At 36.1% G+C, this 14,035-nt stretch carries 13 protein-coding genes; 2 read left to right on the top strand and 11 right to left on the bottom strand.

What is annotated here, in order from left to right; translation table 11 throughout:
* Nucleotides 1-131: 131 nt before the first annotated feature.
* The gene (locus tag DM800_RS08355; RefSeq protein WP_001190198.1) at nt 132-365 is read left to right on the top strand and encodes a DUF2627 domain-containing protein; all 234 of its coding nucleotides are present in this window, start codon (nt 132-134) and stop codon (nt 363-365) included.
* A gap of 48 nt (nt 366-413) precedes the next feature.
* On the opposite strand, the gene DM800_RS08360 is transcribed toward DM800_RS08355, so the two are convergent.
* Complete coding sequence (locus DM800_RS08360) at nt 414-1,142, bottom strand: glycerophosphodiester phosphodiesterase (RefSeq protein ID WP_048546379.1); 729 nt, start codon at nt 1,140-1,142, stop codon at nt 414-416.
* Between the two features lie 50 nt (nt 1,143-1,192).
* Here DM800_RS08360 and DM800_RS08365 point away from each other — a divergent pair, with 50 nt between their 5' ends.
* On the top strand, nt 1,193-1,339 hold the full coding sequence (locus DM800_RS08365) for a YycC family protein (protein WP_001247671.1): 147 nt from the start codon (nt 1,193-1,195) through the stop codon (nt 1,337-1,339).
* 186 nt (nt 1,340-1,525) lie between these two features.
* Here DM800_RS08365 and DM800_RS08370 read toward each other — a convergent pair whose 3' ends face one another.
* From DM800_RS08370 to xseA, 10 genes are all read right to left on the bottom strand, one after another.
* Nucleotides 1,526-3,052, bottom strand: coding sequence for a glycosyltransferase family protein (locus DM800_RS08370; RefSeq protein ID WP_147786712.1), 1,527 nt, complete (start codon nt 3,050-3,052; stop codon nt 1,526-1,528).
* A 355-nt stretch (nt 3,053-3,407) separates the two neighbouring features.
* A complete protein-coding gene (gene spo0A, locus DM800_RS08375) occupies nt 3,408-4,202 on the bottom strand; it encodes a sporulation transcription factor Spo0A (protein WP_033658812.1) in 795 nt (264 codons plus the stop codon).
* Between the two features lie 287 nt (nt 4,203-4,489).
* A complete protein-coding gene (gene spoIVB / locus DM800_RS08385) occupies nt 4,490-5,788 on the bottom strand; it encodes a SpoIVB peptidase (RefSeq protein WP_048546381.1) in 1,299 nt (432 codons plus the stop codon).
* Nucleotides 5,789-5,906: 118 nt separating this feature from the next.
* Complete coding sequence (recN, locus tag DM800_RS08390) at nt 5,907-7,646, bottom strand: DNA repair protein RecN (RefSeq protein WP_000947743.1); 1,740 nt, start codon at nt 7,644-7,646, stop codon at nt 5,907-5,909.
* 266 nt (nt 7,647-7,912) lie between these two features.
* Entirely contained in the window at nt 7,913-8,362 is a 450-nt protein-coding gene (argR, locus tag DM800_RS08395) for an arginine repressor ArgR (protein ID WP_001032581.1), read from the bottom strand.
* 142 nt (nt 8,363-8,504) lie between these two features.
* Entirely contained in the window at nt 8,505-9,344 is an 840-nt protein-coding gene (locus tag DM800_RS08400) for a TlyA family RNA methyltransferase (RefSeq protein WP_001274751.1), read from the bottom strand.
* A 3-nt stretch (nt 9,345-9,347) separates the two neighbouring features.
* Nucleotides 9,348-11,240 carry a 1-deoxy-D-xylulose-5-phosphate synthase gene (gene dxs, locus DM800_RS08405; RefSeq protein WP_046956368.1) on the bottom strand — a complete coding sequence of 631 codons (1,893 nt, stop codon included), beginning with the start codon at nt 11,238-11,240 and terminating at the stop codon, nt 9,348-9,350.
* A 302-nt stretch (nt 11,241-11,542) separates the two neighbouring features.
* A complete protein-coding gene (gene ispA, locus DM800_RS08410; protein ID WP_000150365.1) occupies nt 11,543-12,433 on the bottom strand; it encodes a (2E,6E)-farnesyl diphosphate synthase in 891 nt (296 codons plus the stop codon).
* Nucleotides 12,433-12,663: an exodeoxyribonuclease VII small subunit gene (gene xseB, locus DM800_RS08415; RefSeq protein ID WP_000428423.1), complete on the bottom strand. Its 231-nt coding sequence runs from the start codon at nt 12,661-12,663 to the stop codon at nt 12,433-12,435. Before xseB ends, ispA begins: the two co-directional genes overlap by 1 nt.
* Nucleotides 12,653-14,011: an exodeoxyribonuclease VII large subunit gene (gene xseA / locus DM800_RS08420; RefSeq protein ID WP_000415269.1), complete on the bottom strand. Its 1,359-nt coding sequence runs from the start codon at nt 14,009-14,011 to the stop codon at nt 12,653-12,655. The genes xseB and xseA overlap by 11 nt, the downstream gene beginning before the upstream one ends.
* Nucleotides 14,012-14,035 lie beyond the last annotated feature (24 nt).

Below are 14,035 nucleotides of genomic sequence, written 5' to 3' on the forward strand. Positions count from 1 at the left end.
ACACTTCCTCTCGAAGTATCTCTGCAAAATTTTTCACACCCTTATCTTACTCGTTCAGCCCCCTCTTGACAAACCCCCTTTTCATATAACATCATTGAAATAAACAAAATAATCTGAAAAGGAGCGTTTATATGCAGCGTTACCTTGCTCTATCATTAGCACTCATCCCTATTTCATTAGCTGTGTTTGGCATTAAGTTAATGAGAGATACTGTATTCGGGATTCTATTTCCTCCACTCTCTATACTATGGTTACAATTTTTAATCGGCGCTCTCTGCTTCGGGCTCGGGTTTTATATCTTCGGAGGCTTCGTCTTACACCGAGACCGTAAACGAAATAAAGTACAAGCTCGCTTTAGAAGGTAGGAAGGCCCCACTATTTATAAATAAAAAATGAGACCGTTACACGCGGTCTCATTTTTTTATTGGCAATAACATTCTTGCTGTTTCGGGGTAATCAGTAATAATCGCCGAAATATTCATATCAAAATATTTACGCATAAGCGTTTCTTCATTTATTGTATAGGGCCGAACCTCTACACCACTTTCCATCGTTAATTCAGCAACAGCATCTTGAAGATAACGATAATTAGGGTGCACTGCTGTAGCGCCCATTTTTTTCGCATACGCCCACGGACTATGCAAACCTTCACGATATAAAATCGCTGTTTGAATATCAGGAGCCATCATATGACACCTTTTCATACTGTAGTGATTAAATGAAGAAAATATAACACGATCTTCTAGATTACATTTCCGTACAAGCGTTATAACTTCTTCCTCTAAACCTCTGTATGGAATTTTATTATTTTTCAGTTCAATATTAAGTAGCAACTCTGTTTTATCAATCCATTCTAACACCTCTTCTAAAAGAGGTATTTTACAAAAGCCTACTTTATCACCGAATTTATAGCTCGCATCTAATTTACATAAATCCTCATATAAATAATTACGAACCGCACCTTTTCCATTTGTTGTCCGGTCCACTGTTTCATCATGAATGACGACAACTTTTCCATCTTTCGTTAATTGAACATCAAGCTCAATTCCATCTGCTCTAAAAGATTCAGCTGCTTCAAATGAAATCATTGTATTTTCTGGGTACGTTCCCGCTGCACCACGATGTGCAAATATAAGAGTCATCCTCACTCCCCCAATCTTATGCTATACTATACGAAAAAGGAGGTACTTCTATGAGACCATTACAAATTTCTCCAGACACTGCAGTCCGCCTATCAAAAGCATTAGGTGTTCCACTTGAACAACTTATGCATATGCCGCAGCACATTCTAATTCAAAAGTTAGTTGAATTAGAAAAACAAAATAAAGACGAGGAATAATACAGTCCTGTTTTGCAGGGCTTTTTATTATTTTCTATTATATCACGGATGACTTCCCTACTAAAATCCTTTAACAGATATACTATGATTCCATTTAATCTTTTTTTCAAACATTTATAATCAATAAATTAAAACCCCTCTTTTAATAAAAGAGGGGTTTCTTACTACTCATTTCAGTTACTCAAATTATGCATGTTTCTTTTCTTTATTAAAAATCATAAACAATTTATACAACCCTAAAGAAGCTGGAATATTCATAAATGCAAATGCTTCATAAGTATAATGAGGAGCTGTTTCCCATAGTAATAAGAAAGTAAACACCCCTAACGTACTAATCATCGCAATTCGTATAACTTCCGATTCATTTTCATCTTTCTTTTTATAAAGTATAACAGCCGCCAGAACAGCTACATAAACAAATAATTTGATAACATACGAATATACAGTAACGATTTTATACTTCGTTGTACTATAGTTCGATACGTAATTAGTTATCGTGTCGTTCTTCTGCTCAAACCATTGTCCAATACGGTACATGGAGAACTGACTTGATACCCATTCTCTAGTTATTTTTTCATTTAAATGGTGTACATAACCCGTTACACCAAATTCACTGAAACGCTGCACTATAACTTCTTTATTGTGTTCATTTAAATCCTTCGTATTCTTTATGTTTTCATCATCAATATAATCTGCATCTGCCTGATTCCACACACCGTACGTATCTTTGTTCAACCCCATTTTCACCCAATGAGTGAATGGAATTTTTTCAATTTCATTATCGGTACTGAGATTTAGCTTTGTCGTTATACTTTTAAAACTTACAATAAGGATTAAACAAAATAAAACACTACTTAACACCTTTACAGAATACTTCTTACGAAATTTAAAAATATTCTCAATTAAAATCGCTAACGCTAACGCCAATGCTGTCGGTCTTATAATATAAGTACAAGCCGCAAAAACTCCTAATAAAATCCATAAAATAATCTTCAACCTTTTTGTTTCCGCTGTTTTCAAACATAAATATGTATACATCGTTGCTGAAATAAAAAATATTACTAATGTATGCGTATAGAAAACTGGCGCCTGCCAATATATAAAAACGTTTAGCACAGATAACACGATCGATATGTGAGCAACTTTAAAGTTTGTAATTTTCCTTACAATCAATACATTTAAAATAATACTACCTGTTATACATACTATTGGTAATATTTTTATCGCCACATCTACGCTTCCTACCAATTTAGCAAAATATCCTCCTAATAATACAATATGTGTATTATATGGATAAAATAGAAGCTGTCCCATTTCTAAAAATTGATTATCTCCATTAAACACAGAGACAATTCCTTGTTTAAGGATGGCATAATCTCCTACAACAGGATTAAATGCGATAGAAGTAATCATTATTTCCGTCGTCAAAATGATTACGATACCTAAAGCAATCATAATATTTGTGTACGTTCTTTTCATTTTATTAATAACCCATTTATAATACATAAAGAAGAGCGCAAATAAAAGCAACGTCGCCGCTAGAACAGCACCGACTTTTTGGGGAGTGTACTCCTCAGTCGGATAAGGAAATTCACCACTCATCAAAATTGTTTTGGGGATAAAAAATTTACTTACTATCATTGAAAATATAGATAAAAACACCGTCATAACAATGATTGGGTAAGCTCGATTCACTATTTTTTTTAAAGTCATTCATCCATTCTCCTATATCTCTAACTTTCCAAATGTAACTGCAACAGCAAGAACTCCCATAGCTGCTACTATTCCTAGCCAAGTTAATATTTTATTTTTCATTCCCCTTCTCCCTATCTATACCTATTTAATTATCTTATAAAAAAACTCACTTATATGTAATATTACTAAAAACAGGATTTATCTTCCATGATATCAAATGATCTCTTGTTCTCAATAAAATAAAAAGACCAACGAATTCTAAAATTCATTGGTCATTAAATAAAAAGTTCATTGGTTTTACATTTAATATCGAGTATAAATTTAAAGAATGATTAAGCTTTACTAAAACTTAAATCCCTTACTATCTTTACTCTCAGCTAGCCTTATGTTCAAGTCTCAGCTTATCCGCAACCATTGCGATGAACTCGGAATTCGTAGGTTTTGCTTTTGACATGGATACTGTATAACCGAATAAGGACGAAATAGAATCAATATTCCCACGACTCCATGCTACTTCAATTGCGTGACGGATTGCACGCTCGACGCGGCTTGCTGTTGTATTATATTTCTTCGCGATATCTGGATACAATACTTTCGTAATAGATCCAAGTAATTCGATATCATTGTACACCATAGAGATTGCTTCCCTTAAGTACATATACCCTTTAATATGAGCAGGCACACCGATTTCATGAATGATACTCGTAATGCTCGCGTCTAAGTTTTTCGGTTTTCCATCTATTGTAGTTGCTGAACGGAAAGATGGAAGTGGACGTTTAATGGTAGCGTTCGCCTTACCGCTCACTTGACGAATATGACTCGTTAAATTCTCCATATCAAATGGTTTTAATATGAAATATGAAGCACCTAAGTCAACAGCTTTTGTCGTCACATCTTCTTGTCCAAATGCTGTCAACATAATTACGCTAGGCTGTCTTAGCCTTTCAATATTTCGCATTTTCTCTAGTACAGCTAAACCATCTAAATGTGGCATAATAATGTCTAAAACAAGTACATCCGGCTGCTTATCATTTAATAAATTTAAACACTCTTGACCATTATAAGCAGTACCGATTACTTCCATATCATCTTGAGCAGCTACGTAACTCTCTAGCATTGATACTAATTCTTTATTATCATCTACAAGACAGACTTTAATTTTCTCCACAGCTTTTCCTCCCTTACCGAATCGATTCTCCGACATGTGTATCCTTCTAGGCTACATGAATTGTTCGACAATTGTGTGAAAATTCCCTTTTAAAGTTTGTTACTTTCCGATAAAATCACAAAAAAATATGTTTATCGTTCATTTATTCCCTTTCGCAACACATTCCATCATAGAAATACAACGAAACGTTCAACCCTTTTCTTTTATTTTACAACAAAAAACACCTCTTGCGGAGCTTTTACAAAATTTCAACGAATTTTTCAAAAGAAAAGCGAGCTAATTAATAATTAGCTCGCTTTTCTTTCTTGTTCATAAATGTTAATTCCAGCCTCATGTAACATCCATTCAATATGAACACCATATCCTGACGTTGGATCATTTACAAATACATGTGTAACAGCACCAATTACTTTCCCGTTTTGTACAATTGGACTTCCGCTCATGCCTTGTACGATACCACCCGTTTTCGCTAATAAACGTTTGTCTGTTACTTTTATTACCATGCCTTTTGTAGCTGGAAACTTTTGCGGTACTGTACTTACAACTTCAATATCAAACGCTTCCACTTTATCTTTATCAATAACTGTTAATATTTTTGCCGGTCCCTCTTTTACTTGATGAGATAGTGCAATAGGCATCGCTTTATCCATTACGCCATTTGGTATATTTGTATTCAATTTCCCGAATATACCAAATGGACTATTTATTGTAATATTACCAATCACTTCACGATCTGGTGAGAACCTCGCTAATTTCTCTCCTGGATTCCCATGACTACCTCTTTCAATTGATGTAACTGTCGAACGCATAATTTGTCCATCTTCGACTTGAATCGGCTTTTTCGTATCGTTATCAGAAATGACATGACCAAGTGCCCCATATTTCATAGAATCAGGATGAACAAATGTCATTGTTCCGATTCCAGCTGCCGAATCACGAATATATAAACCAATACGATAAGACGATTCTCCACTGTCTTTTTGTGGTGTTAACTTAGTGCGGATATGTTTTCCATCTCTTAACAAAACAAGATTAAGCGGTTCACCTGTCTCACCACTATTATGAATAAATGGTGCTACATCACTCATTCTTTCAATTGTTTTACCATTAATTTCAGTAATCATATCTCCAATTTGCACACCAGCTGTTTCACCAGGAGATACTTTCCCTTTTTCAGTTTGAATTAAATGATGGCCTACAACAAGTACCCCTTTTGTATTTAACTTCACACCAATTGATTGTCCACCTGGAATAACTTTAAAATCTTTCAATACTTTCACATTTACTTTTTTCACTGGAAAACCAGCAAGCTGAAACACCATATCTGCTTCACCATTTTGATGAGGATTTACCATAAGTCCTTGTTTTTGTTCATTGGAACTTACTGTAAACACATGACGATCTGTAGATGAAGCGTGAAAAACTGGTAATGAAGCTATTTCTGATTGTTGCCCTTCAAAAACAACAAGTTGCTTCGGGGATGAAATAAACGTCCGAAGCGGTTTAAAACACCCAATAAAAACTAAAGAAACAAGGAGACAAAGACCTATTATTTTGCGAAATCTTTCTAATCTCAATTTGTTCACTCTCCTCGCTCCTACCCCACATTCAGCCTCTTGGCTTCACTTTTTAATCTCTCCTTGCAGTGCTTTATTTATAACCGGAAGAATTAAGAAATCATTATTTGAGAAAAAAAGCTATCCATTACTGGATAGCCTCTGCTGTCTGTTTAAAATGATGCGCTTGCGTAAGTAATTCTTTCGCATGTTCTGTCGTTAAATCTGTAATTTCCACACCAGAAATCATTCGAGCTATTTCTGTTACTTTATCCTCCATAGTTAAAACGGTAACTGATGTAATTGTCCGATCATTCGCTACTTGTTTTCGAATAAATAAATGTGAATCCGCCATTGAAGCTACTTGAGGTAAGTGCGTAATACAAAGTACTTGCGAGTTTACTGATACTCGATAAATTTTTTCCGCAATAGCCTGTGCAACCCGACCACTTACACCAGTATCCACTTCATCAAAAATAACAGATGCAACACCTTGATGCTTAGAAAAAATGCTTTTTAAAGCCAAAATAATACGAGATAACTCTCCGCCAGAAGCGACCTTTGAAAGTGGTTTTAGCGGCTCACCTGGATTTGTTGAAATATAAAATTCCACATGATCGTAGCCATCCGCCGTAAGTCTTACCGGGGCACCCTCAACAAGAGGCTCTTCAGCATTTCCTTCTCTCTTCATGATTCTCACTTCAAATTTTGTTTTCTCCATATATAATTCTTTTAATTCCTGATGAATGGCATTTGTAAGATGCTCTGCAAGCTCATGACGCATATTACTTAACGACGTTGCTTCTTGCAGAATAACACTTTCTAATTCCTTTAATTGCTTCTTCGTCGTTTCAATATGAACGTCTTTATTTTCAATCGTAAAAATTTCTTGTTCAATTTTATCAGCATACGCTAAAATCTCTTCTACAGTATTTCCATATTTTCTCTTTAGCATACGAATTTCATTTAAACGCGTTTCAATTTCGTCTAAACGCTTCGGATCATATTCCATCATATCGAGCTTTTCTCTAAGTTGATATGCAACTTCTTCTAATAAGTAGTAGCTATTTGCAATTGAATCATGATTTTCTTGATAAACTTCATCTAAATGTGTAATACTCTCCATTTGTCCCATTGCGCTTCGTACATTATCTAACCCTTGTCCGTCAGCGCTTAATGAGCGATATGCATCGCCTAATGCTTTGTAAATTTTTTCGAAATTAGAAATTTGCAATCGTTCTTCAGTTAATTCAATTTCTTCATCCATCTTTAAATCCGCCTTACTGATTTCTTCATGCTGGAATTGAATTAAATCTAAGCGATGCGCCATTTGTTGTTCATTTTCACTTAACGATTTTAACTGTTTTTTTAATTTCTCATAGTCAGCGTATACATTTTGATATATACCCAATTGTTTAACAATGCGATCTCCATCAAAATGATCAAGCATAAACATATGACGCTCTTCATTCATTAAATCTTGTGTTTCGTGCTGCCCATGAATATCAACAAGTGTTTTTCCAATTTCCTTTAATATACTAAGGGTGACCAGTTTCCCATTTACACGACATACACTTTTTCCGTTTGCAGCGATATCACGCTTCAAAATAATCATGCCGTCTTCTATTTCTATATCCAACTCTTCTGCCTTTTCAATACACGGATGCTTATCATCTTCTACATAAAATAGCCCTTCTATCTCAGCTTTTTCTGTTCCGTATCGAACAAATTCCGCTGAACCACGGCCACCTACAAGTAAACTAATCGCATCAATAATAATCGATTTTCCGGCCCCTGTTTCACCACTTAAAACCGTTAACCCTTTTTGAAAAGAAATATTTAATGCCTCAATAATAGCAAAGTTTCTAATCGATAATTCCGATAACAATGCCCCATTCACCTCGTTATAAACTAATCCCCTATTAAGGGCTTTTCTCAGTTCTTCATTCAAATAGTCAAACTATATGTTTGTATGTATAAATTACTTTTCTAACCGCTCCATTGTACCAAACATTCGTTTTACGGGTCAATCCACCTATTTTCTAATTTTATTCAAAGAAAATATTATATTACAATTAAGAATTCACATTTTTAACCAATAAAAAAATCCTGTTCACTTTCCACTTTACAGAGGAAAGCAAACAAGATTTTTTTTTACAACATATTTAAGAAACGATCAGAGACAACACCTGTATCTTCAGGTGTACGGCAAATAATTAAGCAAGTATCATCACCACAGATGGTTCCGATGATCTCATCCCACTCTAAATGATCAATAAGTGCTCCAAGTGAATGAGCGTTACCAGGCAATGTTTTTAGCACAAGCATATGTCCTGCCGTGTCTAATTTTACAAATGAATCCACTAGATTGCGTTTTAATTTTTGTAACGGGTTAAATCGTTGATCTGCTGGCAAGCTATATTTATAGCGCCCATCATGTAATGGCACTTTCACTAAGTGCAGTTCTTTAATATCGCGCGATACTGTTGCTTGCGTTACATTAAATCCCTCATTACGTAAAATATCAACTAATTCATCTTGTGTTTCAATTTCTTTGTTCGCAATAATTTCCCTGATTTTAATATGGCGCTGACCTTTATTCATACATTTGCACCTCACACTATCTCTTACCATAGTTTAAACATTGGTATACTTCACTTATTTATGTTAACTTATAATTCGTTGCTTGTACACAATTGTTTTTACAATCATTATACAATTACAACAAAAAGAGGAACAACATATGTTATTCCCCTTTTCCTTTTTGTTTTAGGACATCATGCGCCTCTGTAACTACTTGCTCAACAGAAACTGGAGAATGATTTTCGCCATTCTCACGTTCACCATGCCATTTCAGATGAATTAAAAATTCAATATTACCATCCCCGCCCGTAATTGGTGAGAATGTTAAACCTTCTACGTCGTATCCTTCTTTTATAGCAAAGTCGACAATCATTTCTACGACAGCCTCATGTACTTTTCGATCACGAACGATACCTTTTTTCCCAACTTGCTCTCTTCCAGCTTCAAACTGTGGTTTAATTAACGCTGCTACATCCCCATTAGGCATAAGCATTGTTTTTAAAACCGGCAGTATAAGCTTTAATGATATAAATGAAACATCGATACTAGCAAATTGCGGTAAACCACGTTCTAAGTCTGCTGGTGTCACGTAACGGAAGTTTGTCCGTTCCATTACGACAACACGCTCATCTTGACGCAATTTCCACGCAAGTTGATTGTATCCTACATCTAATGCATAAGATAATTTCGCTCCGTTTTGAAGCGCACAATCTGTAAAGCCACCAGTTGATGAACCAATATCTATCATAACTTTATCTTGTAAATCCAGGTGAAATGTCTCCAATGCCTTTTCAAGTTTATAACCACCACGGCTTACATACGGCATAACTTGTCCCTTCACCGTAATCTCTGTATCTTGTGGGATCTTCTCTCCTGGCTTATCAAGTCTCATCTCATTCGCATATACAAGTCCGGCCATAACGGCGCGTTTTGCTTTCTCACGTGTTTCTATAAGTCCTCGCTCTACTAATAGTACATCTACTCTTTCTTTTTTTGCACTCATTTGTTACGCCCTTTTTTGTTTTGATGGAATCATTGTATGAATACGGTCTACAACAGCATCTGTCGTTAAACCAATTTCTTCTAATAATTTTGTTACACTACCGTGCTCTATGAAACGGTCTGGAATACCCATTCGTTCAATTAACGCACTATGGTACCCGTTCTCAGATGCAAATTCAACTACTCCCGTTCCAAAACCACCAATTAAGCAAGCTTCTTCAATCGTTAAAATCGGTATATTTTTCCCTAAGAGATCATGTAAATATGCTTCATCCATCGGTTTAATAAAGCGAGCGTTCACTACTTTCACTGAAACTCCAGCCTTTTCAAGACGCTCAGCTGCTTCCATTGCCATTGGTATTGTCGTACCAAATGTTAAAATAGCCGCTTGTGTACCTTCTTTTAACGTTTCCCAAGTACCGATTGGAATCGCCTTTAATTCTTCATCCATATGAACACCAAGTCCATTACCGCGCGCATAACGTAATGCGATTGGTCCATCTTCATATTGCATCGCCGTATATACTAAATGTTGCCCTTCATTTTCATCTTTCGGCATCATAAGTACCATATTCGGCAAATGACGTAAGAATGAGATGTCAAATACACCTTGATGCGTTTCACCATCTGCTCCTACTAAACCAGAGCGATCGATTCCGATGAAGACGTTTAAATTTTGGCGACATATATCATGAACAACTTGATCATATGCTCTTTGTAAAAATGTTGAATAAATCGCTAAGAATGGCTTCATTCCTTGCGTTGCCATACCCGCCGCCATTGTTGTAGCATGCTGTTCTGCAATACCTACATCAATCATACGATCCGGGAATTCTTTTTGGAATTTCTCAAGTTTCGATCCAACAGGCATTGCAGGTGTAATTGCAACGATACGCTCATCCGTTCTCGCTAGCTTAAGTACTGTATCACTAACAACAGCACTCCATGCTGGTGCAACTTCTTTCGGTTTAACGAAGTCACCTGATTCAATTTTATAAGGTCCTGTTCCATGCCAAGTTCCAATAACATCACTCTCAGCTGGTTTATAACCTTTTCCTTTTTTCGTAATAACATGAACAAGCACTGGGCCTTTTGTTTTCTTTGCATATTGCAACGTTTCGAATAACTTTTCATAATCGTGCCCATCAACTGGACCTAAATATGTAAAGCCTAATTCTTCGAAAAAGACACCGGATACTAGTAAATATTTAAGACTATCTTTTATTTTCTCTGCTGTCGCAGCAACTTTCCCACCGACTGCTGGGATTTTCTTTAATATATACTCTAGTTCATCTTTTACCCAATGGTATTTCCCTGCGGTACGTAGACGTCCAAGTACATTATGAAGTGCACCAACGTTTGGTGCAATTGACATTTCATTATCATTCAAAATAACAATCATGTCTGTTTTTTCATGTCCAATATGGTTCAATGCCTCTAAAGCCATTCCGCCGGTTAGAGCACCATCTCCAATGATTGGTATAACATATTCTTTCGTTTTCTTTAAATCACGTGCTAGAGCCATTCCCATTGCAGCAGATAATGATGTCGAGCTATGGCCAGTTTCCCATACATCATGCTCACTCTCGCAACGTTTTGGGAAACCACATAGACCTTGATATTGCCTTAATGTACCGAATTCCTTTGCACGTCCTGTTAAAATTTTATGTACATAGGATTGATGTCCTACGTCCCATAAAAATTTATCTTTCGGACTATCAAATAATTTATGCAGAGCAATTGTGAGTTCTACTACACCTAAATTAGGTGCAATATGTCCACCTGTTTGAGAGAGCTCTTCAATTAAAAACTTACGAATATCCTCACTCAATCCCTCTAGTTCACCGATAGACATATCTTTCAAAAAACTAGGGTTTTGAATTTGCGTTAGATCCACATGGATCACTCACTTTCATTTCATAATCTGTCAACATGTCAAATATTATAAAAAACATTTACACAAAACAAGAAATTATCTTTTTTTATTTTTCACCTTGTCCTGCAATTAACCAGTCTATTGCGCCCTAATCCTATTATAAACCATATTTCTTTAGGCGATGAAAAAAATAGCCGCTAACACGAAGTGATAACGGCAATGTAATCTACATATATTTTTGCCAATAACAAGAAAAGAAAAACCTTTTCCTACATTTATATCATAAAATGATGAATGACTCAACAAATGGAAACGCTGTTATATTAGTTATTACGTTTTGCAATCAAATCGCAAATAGATAGTAAATATTCATCTTGTAATTGCAAGGAACCAATAGCACCTTTTGCTTTTGCAATTGTTTCTTCTAAAATATCCTTCGCTCTATCTACAGTAAATAACGTCGTATATGTGCTCTTTTCGTTGGAAACATCACTACCAATTGGTTTTCCAATCTCTTCTTCGGTTCCTTCCACATCTAAAATATCATCTCGAATTTGGAAAGCTAGGCCGATATATTTTGCAAACGCAAGTAACTTTTCTTCTTGTTCTTCTGTGGCATCAGAAAGTATCGATCCTGCAAGTACAGCGAATTCAAGTAGTTTCCCAGTCTTATGCTTATGAATATACTCCAACTCATCAATCGTAAGCTGTTTCCCTTCAGCTTCCATATCTGCCACTTGTCCGCCAACCATTCCTTCTGGTCCTGCCGCTTTTGCAAGCTCAAGTACAAGTCTTACTTTTTTTTCAGCAGAGATTTCCTTTTGTTCATATGCCATAATAACTTGAAAAGCATACGTCAACAAACCATCGCCTGCTAAAACTGCCATCGCTTCACCAAATACTTTATGATTTGTGGGCTTACCTCTTCTTAAATCATCATCATCCATACAAGGTAAATCATCATGAACTAACGAGTATGTATGTATCATTTCAAGAGCACAAGCTGCACCTATTCCAAGATTTCTTTCTTTACCAAACGCTTGTAATGTCGCAAATAAAAGTAACGGGCGGAGACGCTTTCCACCCGCTTCCAAAGAATATGCCATCGCTTCACGAAGTACATTTGGACATTGTAATTCATTTGCATAGCTTACAAGCTTCTCTTCTACGAAAGTTTTACTTTCTTTCAAAAAAGTATCAAAAGCAATAGTCACTATGCTTCATCTCCTAAAGCAGTAAACGGTTCAAGCTCTCCATCTTCCCCAAGAATAACTGCCATTTGTTCTTGTACGTTCTTCAACTTCTCATCACAAAGCTTAGATAATTCCATACCCTCTTTAAAATAAGAAATTGCTTCTTCTAAAGGTACGTCACCTTGCTCTAGCTTAGAAACGAGGTGCTCAAGTTGCGAAATTGCCTCTTCAAAGCTTAATTTATTTTCCATTATTCAATTCACGCTCCTCTATGCCTGATACGCTACAATCTAGTATTCCATCTTGTAATTGAACTGAAACAGCATCTCCAAGGCTGACATCTTTCACACTTTTTAACACTTGCTTCTCTTCATCATATACAAGCCCGTACCCTCTCATCATTACTTTAAGCGGACTTAACGCTTCAAGTTTTTGAGCAGCTCTTACAAAGGCAAATTCTTTCGTTTGAAGTAATGTTTGCATTTCACGTTGCAATTGCTTTTGCAATGTTTCAACCGCTACCTTCGTTTGCATAATTTTTTGAGCTGGGTGGTGCTTCTCTAAATAAAATGAAAGCTGTTTTAACTGATTTACCTTTTTATCAATATAGCGCTCTTTCGCTAAAACAAGCTGTTCTAACGCTCTATCTAATTGCTCTTCTTTTTGCTCATATACTTGTCTTGGATAACGGAACGCATAAGATTTTTGCAATACTTGTAGTTTTTCTTCTTTTTTATGTACTAACTCTCTCATTGCTCTTTGCAATCTTAGAGTTCTTTGTAATACCTTTTCTTGTAACTCTATAATGTTAGGCGCTGCCAGCTCAGCTGCTGCAGTCGGTGTTGGCGCACGTAAATCGGCAACAAAATCCGCAATTGTAAAGTCCGTTTCATGGCCTACTGCCGAAATAATAGGGATCTCACTCTTAAAGATTGCCCTTGCTACCATTTCTTCATTGAAAGCCCATAACTCTTCAATAGAGCCTCCCCCTCGCCCAACGATTAGGACATCTATCTCTCCCATTTCATTCGCTGTACGAATCGCTTGTACAATTGAGGGAGCTGCTGACTCCCCCTGTACAAGTACCGGAAACACAATAACATTTCCAATTGGATAACGACGTTTAATCGTTGTTATAACATCACGAATCGCTGCCCCTGTTGGCGACGTAATCACACCTATTGTTTTAGCGTAAGGAGGAATTGTTTTTTTATAAACTTGAGAAAACAAACCTTCTTCCTCTAAACGAACCTTTAATTGTTCGTAAGCTAAATGCAGGTTTCCGACTCCGTCAGGCTGCATGTCTTGAATATAAATTTGATAAGAACCACTCGCCTCGTAAACGGAAATTTTCCCTTTCACAAGTACCTTCATCCCATTTTCAGGTCTGAATTTAATATTACGATTATGACCCGCAAACATAACCGCTGCGATTCTTGCATTTTCATCTTTCAATGTAAAGTACATGTGGCCACGACTATGATTTTTAAAGTTGGAAATTTCACCTTTTAACCAAACAGACTGCAAATGCGGATCATATTCTATTTTTGTTTTTATATAGCGTGTTAACGCTGTAACGGTTAAATATTGTTTTTCCATTTCTCTCTCCTCATAGCCGACTCA

The sequence above is a fragment of the Bacillus sp. AY18-3 genome, from assembly GCF_008042305.1.
Lineage (GTDB): Bacteria > Bacillota > Bacilli > Bacillales > Bacillaceae_G > Bacillus_A > Bacillus_A wiedmannii.